The sequence below is a fragment of the Amycolatopsis sp. NPDC114484 genome (assembly GCF_055633755.1).
Genome location: NZ_JBVKDQ010000014.1, coordinates 232,413 through 250,247, shown reverse-complemented (window position 1 = coordinate 250,247; position 17,835 = coordinate 232,413). Strand labels below are relative to the sequence as shown.

The 17,835-nt window shown below is 68.1% G+C and carries 16 protein-coding genes; 11 read left to right on the top strand and 5 right to left on the bottom strand.

The features are described 5' to 3' along the window. Positions 1 to 15: 15 nt before the first annotated feature. The 5 genes from ACZ7SW_RS30630 to ACZ7SW_RS30610 all read right to left on the bottom strand — a co-directional run bounded on the left by ACZ7SW_RS30630 (position 16) and on the right by ACZ7SW_RS30610 (position 6,455). Positions 16 to 504 (bottom strand): cupin domain-containing protein, encoded by a 489-nt coding sequence (locus tag ACZ7SW_RS30630; protein WP_470233828.1) that lies wholly within the window; start codon positions 502 to 504, stop codon positions 16 to 18. Continuing rightward, positions 501 to 1,496: a hypothetical protein gene (locus ACZ7SW_RS30625; protein WP_470233827.1), complete on the bottom strand. Its 996-nt coding sequence runs from the start codon at positions 1,494 to 1,496 to the stop codon at positions 501 to 503. The genes ACZ7SW_RS30630 and ACZ7SW_RS30625 overlap by 4 nt, the downstream gene beginning before the upstream one ends. A gap of 1,000 nt (positions 1,497 to 2,496) precedes the next feature. After that, a complete protein-coding gene (locus ACZ7SW_RS30620; protein WP_470233826.1) occupies positions 2,497 to 3,285 on the bottom strand; it encodes a L,D-transpeptidase family protein in 789 nt (262 codons plus the stop codon). Positions 3,286 to 3,435: 150 nt separating this feature from the next. Further along, positions 3,436 to 5,346, bottom strand: a complete 1,911-nt coding sequence (locus ACZ7SW_RS30615) for a S53 family peptidase (protein ID WP_470233825.1) — start codon at positions 5,344 to 5,346, stop codon at positions 3,436 to 3,438. A gap of 479 nt (positions 5,347 to 5,825) precedes the next feature. Then, entirely contained in the window at positions 5,826 to 6,455 is a 630-nt protein-coding gene (locus ACZ7SW_RS30610) for a hypothetical protein (protein ID WP_470233824.1), read from the bottom strand. A 170-nt stretch (positions 6,456 to 6,625) separates the two neighbouring features. Between ACZ7SW_RS30610 and ACZ7SW_RS30605 the strand changes: the two genes are divergently transcribed. From ACZ7SW_RS30605 to ACZ7SW_RS30555, 11 genes are all read left to right on the top strand, one after another. Then, the gene (locus tag ACZ7SW_RS30605; protein WP_470233823.1) at positions 6,626 to 7,441 is read left to right on the top strand and encodes a hypothetical protein; all 816 of its coding nucleotides are present in this window, start codon (positions 6,626 to 6,628) and stop codon (positions 7,439 to 7,441) included. 83 nt (positions 7,442 to 7,524) lie between these two features. After that, positions 7,525 to 7,827 carry a hypothetical protein gene (locus ACZ7SW_RS30600; protein ID WP_470233822.1) on the top strand — a complete coding sequence of 101 codons (303 nt, stop codon included), beginning with the start codon at positions 7,525 to 7,527 and terminating at the stop codon, positions 7,825 to 7,827. 89 nt (positions 7,828 to 7,916) lie between these two features. Further along, on the top strand, positions 7,917 to 8,615 hold the full coding sequence (locus ACZ7SW_RS30595) for a hypothetical protein (RefSeq protein ID WP_470233821.1): 699 nt from the start codon (positions 7,917 to 7,919) through the stop codon (positions 8,613 to 8,615). Next, complete coding sequence (locus tag ACZ7SW_RS30590; RefSeq protein WP_470233820.1) at positions 8,612 to 9,922, top strand: hypothetical protein; 1,311 nt, start codon at positions 8,612 to 8,614, stop codon at positions 9,920 to 9,922. The genes ACZ7SW_RS30595 and ACZ7SW_RS30590 overlap by 4 nt, the downstream gene beginning before the upstream one ends. Further along, positions 9,919 to 10,632 (top strand): SCO6880 family protein, encoded by a 714-nt coding sequence (locus tag ACZ7SW_RS30585; protein WP_470233819.1) that lies wholly within the window; start codon positions 9,919 to 9,921, stop codon positions 10,630 to 10,632. Before ACZ7SW_RS30590 ends, ACZ7SW_RS30585 begins: the two co-directional genes overlap by 4 nt. Then, on the top strand, positions 10,560 to 12,941 hold the full coding sequence (locus tag ACZ7SW_RS30580) for an SCO6880 family protein (protein WP_470233818.1): 2,382 nt from the start codon (positions 10,560 to 10,562) through the stop codon (positions 12,939 to 12,941). The genes ACZ7SW_RS30585 and ACZ7SW_RS30580 overlap by 73 nt, the downstream gene beginning before the upstream one ends. Continuing rightward, positions 12,934 to 13,734, top strand: a complete 801-nt coding sequence (locus ACZ7SW_RS30575; protein WP_470233817.1) for a hypothetical protein — start codon at positions 12,934 to 12,936, stop codon at positions 13,732 to 13,734. Before ACZ7SW_RS30580 ends, ACZ7SW_RS30575 begins: the two co-directional genes overlap by 8 nt. 44 nt (positions 13,735 to 13,778) lie before the next feature. Next, on the top strand, positions 13,779 to 14,156 hold the full coding sequence (locus ACZ7SW_RS30570) for a hypothetical protein (protein WP_470233816.1): 378 nt from the start codon (positions 13,779 to 13,781) through the stop codon (positions 14,154 to 14,156). A gap of 7 nt (positions 14,157 to 14,163) precedes the next feature. Next, positions 14,164 to 15,279 (top strand): C40 family peptidase, encoded by a 1,116-nt coding sequence (locus ACZ7SW_RS30565; RefSeq protein WP_470233815.1) that lies wholly within the window; start codon positions 14,164 to 14,166, stop codon positions 15,277 to 15,279. A gap of 40 nt (positions 15,280 to 15,319) precedes the next feature. Further along, positions 15,320 to 17,152, top strand: a complete 1,833-nt coding sequence (locus ACZ7SW_RS30560) for a type IV secretory system conjugative DNA transfer family protein (protein WP_470233814.1) — start codon at positions 15,320 to 15,322, stop codon at positions 17,150 to 17,152. Next, on the top strand, positions 17,149 to 17,769 hold the full coding sequence (locus tag ACZ7SW_RS30555; RefSeq protein ID WP_470233813.1) for a hypothetical protein: 621 nt from the start codon (positions 17,149 to 17,151) through the stop codon (positions 17,767 to 17,769). Before ACZ7SW_RS30560 ends, ACZ7SW_RS30555 begins: the two co-directional genes overlap by 4 nt. Positions 17,770 to 17,835 lie beyond the last annotated feature (66 nt).

Genomic DNA, 17,835 nt, shown 5'->3' with positions numbered 1-17,835 from the left:
GATCGGTGCGTGCAGTCAGCGGTGCCGGCGTCCGTTGCTTGCTCGGCGCTGGCTGATCCGCTCGAGGTGTTCTGCGCGCAGGGCAATGGCGCGGTCGGCGACGGTTCCCGAATGCTCGGCGGCGGGCGCAGCCCCGACGTCGAAGTTCGGGTCTGTGGTGATGACCAGCAGCAGTACCGCGGCATTGAGGCTGAGGTTGACCACGGCGTAGGGGACGTCGGTCGGCACGTAGATGAGGTCGCCCGGAGCGGGCAGGGCCGCGGCCATGGTCGGACCGGAGAGGACGGCGGCGTATCCGCTGAGCACGACGACCGCGCTTTCTGCGGTGCGGTGTCGTTGGGGAGGCAGGACGCGGCCGCCGGGGAGCAGCGCACGGATCGCGGAGATCCTGTCGACGGGGACCGTTGGTGCGTAGAGAAGATTGGTGGCCAGCGCACCCTCGGGCAATGGCCGGGTCTCGGCACCGCGGGGTCGGCAATGCACGGCGAACTTGGGTGTGGTCATACGGTCCTCCCCGCCTTGTGATGGTGCGCGAATCTGCGGTGGGGTGCGTTGGCGAGACCGCGGGCGAGCGCCGCGTTGGCATCGGCGTCATCCGGTGTTCGGCGGCCGTGTCCGCACGCGGCGGCCACAGCGGCGATTGGGCGTCCGAGCGCGTTCTCGGCCAGTTCGAGTGCACGGGCTGACGCGGACTGATTGTGTTCATCGACCAGCCCGGCGATGATCTCGACTTCGTCGGGCACCTTGCTGAGGGCCCGGTAGTAGGCAGCGTGCGCGGGCGGTGCGGTGGTCCCGGTGCACATGGGAATGTGCACGCGCGGCATGGGCAGCCCTAGCTGGGCCAGCTGCCGGTGGAGGGTCCGGACGATGCGGACGGCGGGCGCGAGGTTGGACGGGGTGACCAGCGGCTCGTGGTTGAGATCGCCGTGGCAGAGATGGAGGATCCAGGTCGCGTCGGTCGGGGCGTCGCGGATGATCCTGGTGATTTGTTCGGCCAGGAGCCCGGCCGCGGCGGATTGCAGCGATCGGGGCACTCGGTCGAGGAGAGTGAGGGTGGCTGGGGTTTCGAGTTGGAAGACGACTTCGTCTCCCCAGCGGTGGTGGATGTCGTTGATGTCGTGCAGCAGGGCCTCGCGCAGGACGCCAAGGTTCGCAAGGGTGCGGAACGGGGCCCCGAAGCAGATGTAGGCGAGGTCGAGCGGGCTGGGGAACGAGATCTGCGCTGGTGGCAGTTCGTGTGGGCTGTAGAGGGTTTGACGGGCGGCGATGACGGTGGCGGTGTGGCTCGTGCGACGGAGGGATACGTCTTCGGGTGCGAGCCGTTGGCCGGGGGCGATGCGGTATCGGGGGTAGTCGTTGTAGCTGGTGGCGTCGCCGGTGCGGATGGGTTCGAGCGTGTCGACGTGGCCGAGGGAGTAGAGCCAGTCGACGATCCATCGCGGATCGGCGTCGCAGGAGAGGGTCGCGAGCGTGTGGTCGCGAGCCTGGTCGAGCATCCACTGCGTGCCAGCCTGCGGCCTCGGTGCGAGTTGTGGTGGCAGGGAGCCGACGAAGTGAATGGCGCGTGGGGGTTTCGTGGCGTCGGTGGGCTCAGTTTCGGGTTGTGTGGCGCGCATGGATCCTCCCGCGGGTCTCGGATTGCTGCGGTGACGGGGAGGGTCGTCACGTCGGGGTGGGCTGCTGTGGTCCGCCAGTTGTTGGCGGACCACAGCAGCGCGTTAGCCAGTGACCGGCAGGTGGCCGGGGTGGGGTGTCGGGGCGGGCGCGGGGCGGTGGCCGGGCTGGTTGTGGTCCAAGCCGGGGTCGGTTGGCTGGCCGCCGGGGCCGGGTCGTTCGGTCGGTGCCGGGCGATGACCAGGCCGGGTGGGTTTGCCGGTCGGCGCGGGTGCTTCGGTTGGGCTGGGTTTACCTGGGCGGGTGCTGGGCGGCGGTTCGGTGGGCGGGGTGCCAGTACCGCAGGAGACAGCGGCGACCGTCACGGTGACCGCTGGTGCGCCGGGGGTCTTCACGGTGATGGTTCCCGCGGTTGCTTGTGGGCCTCCGGATTTGCCCAGGGTGACAGTGAGGTTGCCGGTGGAACGCGTTGGAGCCTTGACCGTGGTGACGCCGTTGCGGCAGGTGGCCGAGAACGGGCCGACGCTGGTGGTACCGACTCGGACGCTGGAAACCGTTGCCTCGGCGAGCCCGGCTCCAGCGCGCAGGCTGATACCGGTGGCGACGACGGCACCGCTGGGGGAGGAGGCAGATCCTCCACCGCTTTTGACGGCACCGCTGCTGGAGATGGACGGCGCAGGTCCGAAGTGTTCACCGTTGCTCACGGTGATGCCGGACGCGCTGGACCCCGAGCTGGCGGCGAGGGCGGCAGGTTTCGCCGTCAGCGAGGTGATTCCGACAGCTACGCCGAGGGCGAGCGCGCTGACACCTGCTCCGGCCAGTGCGAGCCGGATAGCGCGCAGTTGTGCGGGTGCGGACATTGCTGCTCCTTTGTAGGTCGATTCAACGGATGAGGACCGGAGTGCCCAGGGGCACCTCTGCGGCCAGTCGGTGCAGTGCGTCAGGGGGGACGCGGACGCAGCCGTCGCTGGAGCGGGTGCCGAAGACTCCGGGGTCGGGCCAGGTGTGGATGCCAGTCGTTCCAGGGCCGCCGCCGAAGGTTTCGTGGCTGGTCGAATGGATCCCCAGCGGGAGGATCACGGGACTGTAGGCTTGTTTCTCGTCGGTGAGGGACGCCATCACGAAGGTCCGGCCCGCCGGCGTCGGCGTGGATTCCTTGCCTATGCCGATCGTCCAGGCGGCCACCGCAGTGCCGTCGCGTATCAGCGTGAGGCGGAATGCCGCCCGGTCCACCTCGACCCGGTAAGAGGTTCGGGTGACTGCCAATGCGGAGTCCTGTGTGGACAGCCATCCGACGGACCCGTTCGGGCGGGACGGCAAGAGCACCTGCACCCAGTCGTTTTCCTGCGCTACAACGGGCACCCAGGTATCGGAGTTGATCTCATGCACCGGCAGCATCGCGAATGGCACCGAACCCGGCGCACGGTAGACCGGGACCGATCGCAGCGGATGCACGACTGTTCCGTCTGGTGCATCGCGGTCGTTCACGTCTTGCGGTGCAGCAGCGATCGTGGCATAGGTCGTGGCCTGAGGGAGCAACTCGGGGTGCGATACCGGCTGAGGCGCGATCGGTGCTGCGGTCTGTTGTGCCGGTGCGGAAATGCCCTCGCCGGTCGCCGGGGTGCGTGGTCCACGAAGTTGTTCACGGAGATCGCCAGCAGCTGGCCGCATGCGAAACCTCCTGCGATGAAAAGGAATCGGCGTGTCCAGGTGTGCAGAAGCGACGGGCGCGGAGAGAAGGGCACGGGCATCGGGCCTCCGGTGTCGAGATCGGGACGGGGGTGGTGCGGGCCAGCCCCTGGCCAGGCCCGCACCACCGGTTCACTTCGCGGCCAGCGCCGCGACGAAACCGCGGTCGGGAGTGCCGACCCCGGCGACGTTGTCCCAGCGCGGTCCGCTCTGCAGTGTCTGCGGGCGGGTGTCGAAATCGATCAGGTACTGGCCTTGCTGGCTTGGCACGCCAGTCCCCGGGAGGGTGTGCATCGCCGGGGTGAACACGCCGGCCTTGACCGGTGTGACGTCCTTGATCCCGGCACGCAAGGCGTACAACGCTGGCGTCAGCAGCCCGCCGCGCTCACCGCGGACCTGCTGGGCATCGGCCGCTAGGCCGGCGACGACAGGAGCCGCGAGCGAGGTGCCGCCGAAGGAGTACAGACCGAACTGGCCCTGCCTTGTCTGCCCGACCAGGAAACCGGTGTAGGAGTCGGCCAGCGCTGAGATGTCGGGCACGGCACGATGTCCGTGGCTCGCCGAGGCGGGCACGACGCCGTTTTGCCAGTCCGGAACGGGGTACAGCGCGGAGGCACCGCCGCCCGCTCCGCCGGCGAACGACCCGTCGATGTTGCGCTGCGGGACCCATTTCCCGCCGGACAGAGTGTTCCCGGCGTTCTCCCAGCCGGTGACTACGACCGGCTTGTTCTGCTGGTCGAGTCCCACTGTGGTGCCGCCGACCGCAGTGACCCACGGGCTGGAGGACGGGAAGCTCGTGGTCGCTGATCCGGTGATGCCGGCGTTCGTGCCGGCGTCTCCGGTTGAGACCACGATGGACTGGCCTTGGATCGCGGCCTGCAGGGCGATCGAGTTGAATTGGTCGCGAACTGCCGGGGCCATCTGCCGTTCGCCGTCTGCATTGCCCCAGGAGAAGGACAGCACATCCGCGGCATTTTCGTTGACAGCCTTGACGACTGCGTCGTACAGCCCGCCGAGACAGGTCTTCGCGGCGTAATAGCGGAGCTTGGCGTTCGGTGCGATCGCGTGGGACGATTGGACGTCGAGAGCTTGCTCGCCGGCCCACCCGTCGGCGTCGCACTTCTGCTGATCGGTGAATCCGCCGTCGGGCAGGACAGCGGTGTACTGGCCAGGCCTCAACGGAGGAACTCCGGATTGGCTCGCGGCCTCGCTGGCGTCTCGTTCGATGGTACTTCCGTTGTAGGCACCGACGATTCCGATGGTGGTGCCGGACCCCTGGTTGCCGGAGCCGAGACCGTACATGGCGCGTAGCGAGGTGCCGGTGTAGCCGCACAGAGAGTTCGATTGGGCTCCCGACGGGTACTTCTGCGGGACGTCGGTGTTGTTCTGCTCGCCCCACCAGCGGGCGCAGTGCTGTTCGGCGCTGGGTGCGTGCGGTGTGGTGTGCTGCGGCCGGATCGTCTTGCCGCTGTCGTCCAAGCCGATGACGGTACTGACCACGCCGCGGAGTGCGCGGGGGATCGTGATGGGGTTTTCGGGTGCGGTAAGCGTCTGTGCGAGCCCGCTGATCTTGGTGCGGTAGGAGGCGAGATGTGTGCCGAAGGCGCGTTCCAGATCGCCGGTGGTGCCTTCGACATCGACGAACATCCTGTTCGAGGTCGTGGCTTTCACAGTCAGACCGGCGTGGGTCAGCCAGTTCCGCACCTGGCGGACTGCGTCGTCGGTCGGCCCGAATCGGTCGGTGAACTGTGCGGCAGAAAGGAAATGGCCGCGCTGGCGGTTCCCTGGCGTGGACACGTCGGCGGCAAGACGTGCTGCGCCGCCGGGATCGCGCAGTGACAGCGCGACCTGCACGTGGCGAACATCCGACGTGTCGGCACTGCCGACCTTCGCCGAAGGCGTTGCCCACGCGGGCATGCTGCCGGACAGGGCGCTACGGTCGTTGCTTGCATCCTGGGTTCCGTTGGCGATCGCAGGCGCTGCGACAGCAGAGGAGAGCGCCAGCGCCGCGGCCAATGCCGCGGTGGGCGGAGAAAAACGCATGAGTGTCCTTAGGTTGGTTTTTGTGGCATGACGAGATCGCGCCGATTGCGGCGCTGATGATGAGCTGTAAATAACTGAGGTTGTTCCGGAACATCGCCGGATGGGCGAGTCTGGTTATCCGCTGAGGACAGGGGATTGTTTACCTTGATGCACAAGGGTTTAATGCAAGTTTAGGTTGGCGGCGGGCCGCGTCCGAGCGTCTGTCGAAGGGGCAGTTTCAGGCAGTGATTCTGTATTTCGGCGGCGCGATCAGAGCGCAGAGAGAGGGCTGTGAACCCGGGGTCCCTTTGTGCGCGAAAATGCGTCGCCGACACGATGAAAGTCGGCACGACAACTCCCGTGTCGGCGGCCGTCCGGCCGGTGCGCCGCACCCTCCCTGATGCGGCGGCCGTGGCGGCCAACTCGGGGTAAACCTACCTGCTGACCGAGTTTTGTCAACAGGTGAATTCAAGTTAAGTGAGTGTGCGCTGCCGGAAACGTCAGTCGTTGCGCAGCGTCTTCTGGTCCTGGGAGATGGCGGACAGAATGTCGATCAGGGCCTGCTTGTTGGCGGGGGACGAGCTGTCGAGGGCGGAGCTGATTTCTCGCGCCTGCACGCTCTGCAGCCCGATTTCGTTCATCAGCTCAAGGATGTGCCAGTCGGGAGCGGCGAGTTTGGTTTCCGTGTCCGGGAAGCCGGTAACCTGCTCGGCCGGCGTGGCGGGATCGAGAGCGCGCGCGTCGATGCGCCAGTAGTCGGCGAAGGCGTTCACCTCCGACGCGCGCGGCATCGGGCGACGGCCGGCCCGCAGGTTGTTGATTTGCTGACGGCTGATCGAGATCCCGCGGTACTCCAGGAGCCAGTCGGCGATCACCTGTGCGGACGCTCGCTTCTTCCGTAGTTCGGGCTCGTGCGCCGCGATGAACTCCGGGTCGGTGACCGGGGTGCGGTCTGCGTCGTAGTGGACGAACGACTCGTGGTCCAGGAGGTGCGTGAAGCGTCCGGAGAAGTTGTCGAACCCGAGCAGCGTCCGGTACAGCGCGGCCTGCCGCTCGGCGGTGCGACGAGGGATCGGCGAATCGCCTGATCCGCTCGTGCCGCCGTCCTGCTGTGCGCGCTGGTCGTCCATCGGGTCCCCTCGGTGCCGCTTGACAAGCACTGCTGTGCCGATACGCTGGCTCTTGTCGTGACAACAGAGCGAGTCAAATCTCTCACGACCTGCCCTCCTTGACAACAGCTGAAGTCGTCGTGCCTCCAAACTGGGACGCGGCGCAGGTCAGCGACGTCCGGAGGCGCGAGATGAGCACATCGTCCGGCAGCGCGGCCGCCGATTCGCACCAGCCGGCAAGCGCGGACTCGCTCCGTGCCCGGTTCGGGTTGGCGGTCCCGGTCCTGGGCGCGTCCGGCGGTGTCGGGGTGAGCGTGGTCGCTGCCGCGCTCTCGGACGCGCTGCAGCTGGCCGGATACTCGGTGCTGCTTGCCGACACCGCAGGGCCAGTCCGTTCCGGACTCGGGCGGGCGGCCAGAGCGGACGGCCCGGTCCTCCGCGTTCCGGACCCGGTGGCCCGCGTGCGGTTCTCCTGGCGAGCGCAAGCGCTCGTGGGCCGCGTCGAGGACCCCGGAAGAACCCGGTCGGTCGCGCCGTCACTCTGGTGGCTTCCCGGAGATCGCCGCGTGCAGGCGACGGTCGTCGACGTGGCAGGCGACGCCTGGGAACTCGCGTCGGACGTGCGGCTGGGTGCCGGTCGCTGGCTGGGTCTCGCGGCATGTCCGCTGCTGGTTCTGCGGCCTACCGTGCCTGGTCTGGTTCAAGCGGAGCAGGTTCTCGCTCGCCTCGAACCGTGGGTGCTGCGGCGACTGATCCCGCCGATCGGATGTCTGGTGGTTGTCGGAGCTCGGCGGTGGCCCGCACGGGTCGCAGCGACGGCGGGTACCCGGGTCAGCGCGATGCTGGAGATCGCGGTTTTCCTGCCGCACGAACGAGAGATCGCAGCCGCCGGGATCACTGCCGACGTCACGCCGGACAAGATCCGCACCGCTCTTTCTCCGCTGCTGCGCCAATGGCGTGCGTCAGGATGGCTGCCGCCTCCGTCAGCCCATCGAAGACCTTCGTGATTGCCCGTGTTTTCGCCCTCGTCGTTTGAAGCCCTCCCGCTTCCGCGCACCCGTCTCGTCCGGGTGCCGAGCAGGGAGTCGCGATGCTCAGCCATGTGGTGTGGACCTGGATCGTGCATGTCGCGGATCTTCCGAATCCGGAACCGTCTAAACCGCCGGGGGCCGACCAGATCCTCGGGCTCGTCGGCAATGTGAAGTGGGCTGCCGGGATCGCGTTGCTGGTGGGCTTTTTCATGGGGTTGGTGGTGTGGGCGGGCGGCCGCTGGGTCGATCACCACCGGGCTGGCAAGGTCGGCTTGGTCATGATGCTCTGCGCGGTCGGCGGTGCGCTGTTGTACGGCATCGGCTGGACCGTCATCAACGGCTTCGCGGGTACGGCGAAATGACCGGCCGCCTAGACTCGCACGCACGTGCACGAATCCGTTTGCTTGCAATGATATTCGTCGGGCTCGGTGCCATCGCGGGGTTCGTGGTCATGGCACACGCCCGGACCGCACCTGCCACGCTTTCGAACCCGCCCGGCGTCGTGCTCCCGGGACAGCTGCCCGGCGATCAGGAGACAGCGCTCGCCACTCGCCCGATGCCCTGGCTGCCCGCTCAGGCGGCACAGCCCCACCCGCAGAGCACGCGGACGGCAGGGCTGTCGATCGTGCTGCCGTCACCGTCGCAGCGTGTTGGACGCTGGATTCCCGACGGCTTCCCGCCGACTCCGGAAGGCGCGCTGGCGCAGCTGGTGGCCCTCAACCAGGCCGGGTTGTCCGGCGGAGACCCCGAAACCTACGACCGCGCGTACGCACAGCTGGCTCTGCCGGGAGCCCCGCCGGTTGCCGAGGCGGGATTGCACGTGCTGCTGCGGGAGTTCCGCAAAGCCGCCGGGATCGCTGCGGGCGAGGTGACCGATGGGTTGACGGTGCGCTACGAGGCGACCCACGGGCTGATCAAAGGGACTTCCGACCATGGACGCTACGCGGTGGCCTGCACGCTGGGGCAGTTCTCGGTCGACTATCAGGGACAGGGCACGAGCGTCGGTGTCGGGGACTGCCAAGCACTGCGGTGGACTGGAAGCACTTGGCGCATCAGCCCCGGGGCCCGAGCGGCGTACGCGTCGTCGGCTTGGCCGGGCACCAGCGAATCCGTCGACGCTGGATACCGAGCGCTGGGCGGTGCGCGGTGAACCCGATCGACTGGCTGAGCCAGCTGGGGAATTTGGGCAACCTTGCCGGTGACCTCGTCAGCAAGGGACTGTCGGTCGCCGCCGGGAACGTGTTCGACTCGATCATGAAAGGCCTGTGGGGATCCGGGCTGACCGTGCTGCAGGTCGTTCTGGAAGGCATCGACTACTACTCCCGGTTCACCGTGTCCAAAACGGACGGTCCGATCGGCGTGGTGTGGCCGGTGATGCTGTGGATCAGCGGTGTCCTCGCGTTGGGGCTGTTCTTCTGGCAGATCATGTCGGCAGTGCTGCGCGGAGGGCGCGGGTTCACCCGCCTGCTGCTCGGACCGATGCAGTACTGCGTGGCCTTGGCAGCGTCGGTCGGGATCGTCGCCGCGCTGCTGGCCGCGGCGGACGGGCTCACCACATTCCTGCTGGAGTACGGCCTCAACAGCGATCGGTTCGCCGACGCGATGCACGCGCTGAACTTCCCCAATGGCGTGTCCCAAGCCTTTACCGCGGTGATCCTGGGCGTGGCCGCGGTGGTCGGGACCTTCCCCGCCGGGTTCGGCATGGCCTTCGAGATGATCCTGCGGCAGGCCGGGATCGACGTGATCGTCGCGACGATCCCGATTCTGGCCGCCGGGTTGCTCGCCAACACGACCTCGCGCTGGTTCTGGAAGGGCGTCCGCGGCCTGCTGGCGCTGATCTTCCTCAAGCCCGCGATCGCGCTGGTCATCGTCATCGGTGTCGCGACGGTGGCCGGGTGGCATGGTCTGTTCGGGCTGCTTGCCGGGATCGTGACCTTGTTGCTCGCGCTGTTCATGCCGATCGTGTTGTTCAAGCTGTTCTCCTTCATTGACCCGAACGCGGGCGGCGACCTCCGCGGCGAGATGTCGGACCTGGGCGCCGACACTTACGGGCCGGACAGCCTGCCCGCGGATCGACTCGGAAACAGGTTCGACAAGCTCAAGAAAGCTTGGCAGGACTGGAGATCAGGCGACGACGACGGCGACGAGGACGACGCGCAGGAAACCGCGAACGACGAGCGCTTCGACGCCGCCGACGCCGAACCTGCCTTCGAATCCGAGGACGACGAACCCGGCGAAGAGGAAAACGACCGGGACGACGAGAGCGAAGACGAGCAGGACCCGGACGACGAATCCGCCGAGGACGCCACGTCGCCAGCCGACGACGTTCTCCCGTCTGTAGTGGACGCGATCGAGGACCCGGAGGAAGCAGCAGCGCCGGACGACGATTCGTCGGACGACGACGATGACGATGCTGACGACGACCACGGCCCGGCCGAAGAGCCGGTGGTCGAATGAGCATTCGGCTCTGCACCGGACTCGGCCGCCGGGAACACGACGGCTGGCTGCTGGGCCTCCGCCCAGCACAGGCCGTCGCCTGCATACTGCTCGCCCTGCCCATGGTCCTCCCGCTGGCCGGGGGAGACCTCGCCGGAGCGCTGGCGACCGCCGTGGTGTCCGTCCCTGCGATCGCCCTGATCGTGGTTCCCGTCCGTGGCCGGTCGGCTGCTCGGTGGCTCGCCGATTGGATGTTGTTCCAGGTCGGGATCGCGTTCGGCTGGTCACGCTGGCAGTCCCGAGCCGCCGCCGGTGCGACGGTCGACCCGGCCGCGCCGGATCTGCCCGGGACCCTTGCCCGGCTGCGGTTCCCCGACGGTCCGCCGATGCGCGACCTCGGCCGGATCTGCCTGATCCACGACACCGGCGAGGCCCGCTGGGGCGCGACGGCGAAGCTGACGCACCGCGGAGTCGGCATGCTGTCGGACGCGCAATGCCAGCGGCTCGCCAACCGTCTGGGAAACCTGCTGGCGACGCTTGCGCACCGCGAAGTCGTCGACCGGATGTCGCTGTTGGTCCGGACGGTGCCCGACACCGGTGCCGAGTACGAGGCCTGGCGCTCGGCACACGAACGCGCGGACGCGCGGACGCGCCTGCCGTGGCACGTCGGGCGGCACGCGAGCTGGACCGCACCGTCGGCGCGGTGTCGGTCCGGCACGAGGTGTTCGTGACCTTCACCGGCCCGGAACACGCGCTGCGCCGCCCCGCCGCAGCTGCCGGCGGCGGAACTGACGGGCGCGCCGTCGTCCTGTACCGCACCCTAGACGGCCTCACCGAGCCGTTGCGCGCGCTCGGCGCGCAACGGGTGACCTGGCTGTCCGGTGCCGGCTTGGCCGAAGCAATCCGGACCGGCTTCAACCCAGGCTCCGCCGCCTCGCTGAACGCGCGGCGCTCCGGCGTCGCATGGGCCGCTGCCGGTCCTGGTCAGACGCCGACGCCCAGCGCGCGGATCTACCGGCACGACGGCTTCGCCACCGTGTCCTACGCCGTCCTGATGCCCGAATCCGGCACCACCTTCGGTTCTCTGAGCGGTCTGCTGGCGGTGCGCGCCGCCGGGGAACGGCGAGCCCTGGCCATCCACTACGAAGCACTTCCTCCTCGCCGTGCTCGCCGCGCGGTCCGAGCAGGCCGGTTCCGCGCAGGAGCGGTGCGGGACTGGAAGCGTTCGAAGGGTTTCAGCGCCGCGGCGTCCGAGTCCCGCGCGGCTGCGGGCGCGCGAGCGCAGGAGCAGGCTGTCGCCGCCGGGCACGGACTGGTGCGTTTCGCTGCCGCGACCGCTATCACGGTGCCAGGGGAGTGGAGCGTGGAGGACCACGCCGCGAATGGAGAACGACATCGCGGGGCGCTTCGAGCTGCTGCGGCTGGACCTGGCGCAGGACGCGGGGTTCGTCACCGCGGTGCTCCCGGTCGGCGTCGGCCTGCCCCGCCTGCGCGGAGGTCTCCTCTGATGCCCGCGCGACCACCGGAACGAACCGCTGCCGATCTCCTGACCACCTTCGGCGCCGCGTCCCACCACAAGCCCAGGCAACCTCCGGCGGCGGCGAAACGCGGCAGAGTGAACCGCTCGACGGCACCGCTGCGCGGGCACGCCCGGCCAGGACACGGGTGGTCGCCGGTGCTCGCGCCGTTGCCGGTGTACCAGGCCAGCACCCGTGAGATCGGCGGGCTGTTTCCGCTGCTGGTGGCCAGCCCGATGCCGGCAGTCGGCGCACGCATCGGTTACGACGTCCAGTCCGGGGGCGCGTTCTACTGCCACCCCGTCGAGTGGGTGCTGCGCAACGGTCTGGCGACCAACCCCAACATCGCGATGTTCGGCGAACCCGGCCGCGGCAAGTCGTCGACAGTCGTGGCTTTCGCGCTGAGGATGCTCAATTTCGGCGTCCGCACATTGATCAGCGGGGACGTCAAAGGCGAGTACACCCCGGTCGTGCGCGCACTCGGAGCGACGCCTATCGAGCTGGGCGCGGGCAACTGCGCCCGGGTCAATGCCCTCGACCTCGGACCGTTGACCGCCCGCTGGGATACCTGGACTGTAAGGCGGCAACGCGACGTACTGTCCAGCGTGCTCGGCCGCTGGGTGCAGTTGCTGGCCGCGCTGGCCGAGTCCCAACGGCATCCGCCGAGCGTGTCCGACGAGGCCGCGCTGGCCGCGGTCTTGCACCGCCTCGTGGGAGCCAGCGACGGCTACACCCGGCTCCGGCCGATCACGATTCCCGATGTCCACCGGGAACTCGCTTCCCCGGATCCCCAGCTGTGGCGCGATCTGCGCTACGAGGGCCGGCACGACTTCCTCCATCAGCTGCGCCCGATGACCGACGCGCTCGCGAACCTCATCTCCGGTGCGCTCGCCGGGATGTTCGACGCACCGACCACCGTGGCCATCGACTGGGACGCACCGGTGCAGAGCATGGACCTGTCGCGGCTGCGCTCCCGTGGCGACACGGCCGTCGCGGTCGCGCTGACGTGTCTCGGAGCCTGGTCGTCCCTGGCCACTGATCTGCGCGGCGACGGCGACATCCGCATCGTCGTGCGCGACGAATGCTGGCGGCAGCTGCGGCTCGGCCCTCGCGCGGTCGCCGCGATCGATGCGGAGCTGCGGCTGTCCCGACTCGAGAAGGTCATCCAGATCCTGGTCCTGCACAAGCTGTCCGATCTGCACTCGGTCGGCGCAACGGGATCGCAGGCTGTTTCGATCGCCAAGGACCTCATCGCGCTCTGTTCCACGCGCGTCCTTTTCGGACAGTCCACGCGCGTCGCGGACGATCTCGCCGACGCGCTCGCGTTGACCGGACCGGAGCATCAACGGCTGACCGGGCCAGTGAACGAACGACGCGGCCGCGCGCTGTGGAAGACGGAGAACCATCCGGCGCATCTGGTGCAGACCGTGCTGTCCAGCTTCGAAAAGCGCCTTTTCGACACGAACGCGCAACTGCGGCCAACCGCAGGCCGCAGCGGGGTAGAGGGGAGAAGCCGTGGCTAACAGCCGCATCCGCCTGCAACCACTCTCCACCTTCGTGAACCCGAACCGGGAGGTCTACGTCGGCTGGGACGAGGGCCTGCAAACCTACTACGCCCAGGTCTTCGACGGTCAAGACGCGCAGGGGGAGGACCGTTTGACCGTCGACGTCGGCAATGGCCTCGGCGACGTCACCTATCCCGGCGGGGTGATCGCGGCCCTCCGGCCCTATGCCGAAATCACCGACGACCTCGGCGAACTGCTGAACGTCAGTCGCGTCTCGACGACGCCTACCTATACCGACTTGCGGCCGGATTCCCGGCGCTACCAACAGGAGCAGCATGTCCAGTCCGAGCTGAACCGGCTCTACCGCCCGGACGGCTTCGTCACCACGCTCACCCGCGACGACGTCGCACCCGTGCTCAGCGAGCACGGCTGGACGTCTAGCGGCATCAAAGCCACCAAGACCGGCCACACCGAGACCTACAGCCGCGGCGAGCAGGAGTTGACTCTCGCCTGGACCTGGCCCGACCACGACTACGACACCGAACGTATGCTGAGCCCGATCCACCTCGACGGCCAGCGCCACGGCGTGGACAACCGCGAAGAACTCTCGAGCCTGCTGGCCGAAGGCAGCCCGGATCCGCGGATTCTCACGCCAGGCAGCGAAGAGCGGGTCGACGAACTGCTTACCGGGATTCTCGCCGACGATGAAGCACAGCACCAGGACCGTCGGCTCGACACCGGGCCGGACGAATCGTGGTTCGATGACCCGCCTTCCGACGGCGAGGGATTCCACTCAGGACTCGGCACCTAGCGCCGCAACGGGAGCCCGCCGAACGACCCGAAGGAGGTTCTGTCATGGACGAAGAGACCGCGGCACGGATTAAGCAGGCTGCAACCGAGGCCGCTGATCGCGTGTGGAACAGCTCTGTCATACCGAAAAACGTGAACTCGGGTGGGCTGCAATCGGCTATGTCCGCAGTCGAAAACCAAGCTGACGCGGCGTACCAGAAGACCGTCAGGGAGATGTCCGCTGTTCTTGGCTTTGAGGAACGTGATTACTACCTTGCCGATCCGCTCGCGGCGGTGATTCACGAACCGGACTGTATGGCCGAACGAACCGAGTACTTGCTCGACGATCTTGCGGATGAGCTGAATAGCGAAGCCGACGAAGACCGTCTGCTAAACGACCACTTCCGGGACAACGACGACCTCGGCCAAGGCTTCGGGTACTGAGCATGTCTTGGCGCTGCCGATGAACCGGGCGACCAAAGCCGTCACAGGCTTCGTCACTGCCACCGTGACGGTGCTCTGCGGCCTCCTGCTCGGCGTCGCGATCGTCGCTGTCGCGCAACCGCCCACGGCGATCGCTGCGGCGGGTTGCGGGAACTCCTCGTCCGGGACCGGGCGGATCGTCCGCGACGAACGGGACGCGGAAGCGAGCAACATCGCCCGGACCATCGTCGGCATCGTCCAGCAGCGACGGCTTCCGCGCCGGGCAGCCGTCATCGCGATCGCGACCGGCCTGGTCGAATCACACCTGCACAACCTCGACCACGGCGACCGCGACTCCCTTGGCGTGTTTCAACAACGGCCGTCCCAAGGCTGGGGGACCCGTGCCGAGGTCCTGAACCCCGCACATGCCACGAACACCTTCCTCGACCGCCTTCTCGCCCTGCCCGGATGGGACACGCTTCCGCCCGGCAAAGCGGAACAAGCCGTGCAGAACAGCGGCTTTCCCGGCCGTTACGCGCCTCGCGAGCCGGAAGCGGCCCAGATTGTCGCCTCGATTTGGACCGGCCCCGACAACCCCGTCCCGCACACGACCGCCGAGACTTCGACGACCACATGCGGAGACGACGGCAGATCCGACGTTCCGCTGCCGCCAGGCAGCGACCAGAAGACGCGGATGCCGGCCGGATTCACGCTGCCTGCGGATCCGCGGCAGAAAGCAGCGGTCGGATACGCCGTGGCGCAACTGGGAAAGCGGTACGTCTGGGGCGGCAAAGGCCCGGACGTCTTCGACTGCTCCGGCCTCATGCTCGCCGCGTGGGCCACTGCGGGCATCGGTATCCCCGCGTCCACCGTCGGCCAGGTCAAAGCCGGTCACGCCGTCCCCGACCAGTCCCAACTGCAGCCGGGCGACCTTCTGTTCATCCCCGGAGCCCTCGGCACCCCCGCCCAGCCTCGCCACGTCGGCATGTACGTCGGCGCAGGCCTGATCGTTGATGCCTACGACGAGAAGCACGGCGTGATCGTCGAGCGCCTCGCAGACTGGTCCGCCCGCATCGTTGCCATCCGCCGGATCGCCGATCTGGATTCGCCCTCCCCTCCGCCAGGAGGGAGCCAGCCTCGATGAACGACTGCTGGTGCCCTCCCCACACGGGAGGGACGCCACTGTGCCCCGTCACCGCTCCGAACCAACCGATACGGACCGCGACGTCGTGTTGGTCGCGCTGCTCATCGCCGCAGTGCTCGTCGTCTGCGCAGCCGCCTTCGCGCTGACCGTGTCCGCGGTGCTGACCACTGGTTTCGCCACCGACATCTGGGCCTGGCCGACGCCGCCCCGAACGCTCAAGCTCGCCTTGCAGGTCGTCACGGACCCTGCCCGCCCGGCAGCAGCTCTGATCCATCCCTGGGACAACGGCGTATCCGGCCGCGAACTGGCTTTCTACGCCTACGCCATCGCGGTGATCATGGTGCTCGCGAGCCTGATCGTCGGCGTCTCGATCCCTGTCTGGCGCCGATGCGGCCCCTCCCGCCCAGGCCATGCCAGCCGGCTGCAGGTCCACCGAACCCTCACGCCCGCCGCCGCCCGGCGCACTGCTGCCTGGACTCGCCCGGACCTCACCCCGGAGCGGCGCCGCCGTGCCCCGATCGCCCAGATCTCCGCGCCGCTGCCCCGCGGGCCCTACCGCGAACGCCTGGTCGTCTCGCTGGAAACACCGACCGGCACGATCGCACCGACCCGGTCCGGCAAGTCCCGCACCGACCTCGTCCACAAAGCACTCGACGCACCGGGCGCGTTGTTCGCGTCCACGACGAAGAACGACCTCGCCGAATGGTGCCTGCTCGCCCGATCGCGCCGAGACCGCGGCGGGACGGCCTGGCTGCTGGACATGACCGGTACCACCGACTGGCCCCGCCATGTTCGCTGGAACCCGGTCGCCGGCTGTGCTGAACCCGCAGTCGCATTGCGCCGTGCTGAAACGCTGATCGCGACCTCAGCGCTCGGGATCGAAGATGTCGGCGGGAACGACGCTGTATTTCGCGGCCGTGCCAGGATCGTGCTGCAGGCGTACTTGCTCGCTGCTGCCCGCCATCAACGCGGGATCGACGACCTGATCACCTGGTCGCTGACCAAACCGGCCGACCAGGAACCTGCCGAGCTGCTGCAACGCGAATTCCCGCACCTGGCCCACAATCTGCGCTCGGAAACCGGCATGGTCGCCGAGACGGCCGACGCGGTCTGGATGAGCGTGCGTCGCGCGCTCGAGCCCTTCATGAACCCTGATGTCCGTGCGCTGTGCACTCCGGGCAGCGATCCGTTCGACATCGATACCCTCCTCGACACCGGCGGGAGCGTGTTCGTCATCGCCGGTCAGCACCAGGCTGCGCACGCTCGACCCGTGCTGAGCGCGTTCGCCGAGGAGTTCCTCACCCGAGTCCAGGAACGCGCACTGCACCAGGCACACCGGCGCAACTCGCCACCAGCGACCACAATCCTCGACGAAATCTACGAAGGCACTCCCGTGCCACGACTGCCCGGAATCATCTCCGACATCGCCGGCCGCGGCGGGCCCGTCCACTGGTCTGCCCAATCCCGCGGCCAGCTCGACGAGCTCTACGGCGAACACGGCCGCAAAACCCTGATCGACAACACGCTGACCTTGTCGGTTTTCCCCGGCATCAAAGACGACCAGACCCTCGAATGGCTCTCCACCATCAGCGGGCAGCACCGGCGCCGCACCTACCAGCACCACTCCGACGGCCTGCTCAGCAGCGGCCGCGGCTCGGTCGGCAGCGAAGACACCCCGACCTACCGTCCCGGCGACATCCGCACCCTCGACCGCGACCGGGTCCTCATCCTGCACGGCAACCTCAAGCCGATCCTCGGCCGCACCGTGGACATCACCGAGCGACCGGACTGGCCCCAGATCGAAGCCGATGTCGCGGCCATCCGGGCGGGCAACGCACAGCACGAACTTGACCGAATCCAAGGTCGAGCATGAACACAGACGACGATATCCCCATCCCCGAGAGCGAAGAGGAGGATCCGCGGCGGAGCGCTGCCGAGATCGCCGCGATGGTCGAGCGGCTGTGGTCCGCAGCTCAGTCTCATGAAGCTCGCCTCGGGCATCTCCACGACCGCATCAGCAGGCTCGAAGCCGACGAAGAGGCGAACCCGCAACACGTCGCCCGTTGGCTCACGTTTCCGGCACCTCCGGCTGCGGAAGACCCCGAGCACCTAGGCGAGACCCCGTTGTTCACGATCGCGTGCTTCGTGCAGTACTACAACGAGGTTTATGTCGGACGGCCCGGCAGCCGTGCCGTCTCGATACCCGACTGCTGGCTTAACCACCCCGGGCTGCTCGCCGAAATCGCGACCCTGACCTACACCTGGCGCGCCGCTCATCTCGGCCGGCACGCGAACGTCCGCGACGCCCAATACTGGCACGACCGGTGGCGACCCGCGTTCGCCGAACGCCTCGCGACCGAATGGACCCACCCGCACTGTCTCACCGCGACGCACAAGCAGGTCGGCTCGGAAGATTTGAAGGACCGGTACACAGTCGAAGCACCGGCCTCGCCCCAACCGCCAGCCAACAGCCGGAAACGTACCGGCTAGACCGTCGGTGTTTACGAGGGGCCGGTGCCCGTTGGGGCAAACGGTGCACCGGCCCGTTCCGCCTGA

Coding starts and splice junctions, on each gene's coding strand:
- ACZ7SW_RS30625 (WP_470233827.1), bottom strand. CDS start 1,496: ATGCTCGACCAGGCTCGCGACCACACGCTCGCGACCCTCTCCTGCGAC.
- ACZ7SW_RS30620 (WP_470233826.1), bottom strand. CDS start 3,285: ATGCGGCCAGCTGCTGGCGATCTCCGTGAACAACTTCGTGGACCACGC.
- ACZ7SW_RS30615 (WP_470233825.1), bottom strand. CDS start 5,346: ATGCGTTTTTCTCCGCCCACCGCGGCATTGGCCGCGGCGCTGGCGCTC.
- ACZ7SW_RS30570 (WP_470233816.1), top strand. CDS start 13,779: ATGGACGAAGAGACCGCGGCACGGATTAAGCAGGCTGCAACCGAGGCC.
- ACZ7SW_RS30585 (WP_470233819.1), top strand. CDS start 9,919: ATGAGCATTCGGCTCTGCACCGGACTCGGCCGCCGGGAACACGACGGC.
- ACZ7SW_RS30555 (WP_470233813.1), top strand. CDS start 17,149: ATGAACACAGACGACGATATCCCCATCCCCGAGAGCGAAGAGGAGGAT.
- ACZ7SW_RS30630 (WP_470233828.1), bottom strand. CDS start 504: ATGACCACACCCAAGTTCGCCGTGCATTGCCGACCCCGCGGTGCCGAG.
- ACZ7SW_RS30600 (WP_470233822.1), top strand. CDS start 7,525: ATGCTCAGCCATGTGGTGTGGACCTGGATCGTGCATGTCGCGGATCTT.
- ACZ7SW_RS30610 (WP_470233824.1), bottom strand. CDS start 6,455: ATGGACGACCAGCGCGCACAGCAGGACGGCGGCACGAGCGGATCAGGC.
- ACZ7SW_RS30605 (WP_470233823.1), top strand. CDS start 6,626: ATGAGCACATCGTCCGGCAGCGCGGCCGCCGATTCGCACCAGCCGGCA.
- ACZ7SW_RS30595 (WP_470233821.1), top strand. CDS start 7,917: ATGGCACACGCCCGGACCGCACCTGCCACGCTTTCGAACCCGCCCGGC.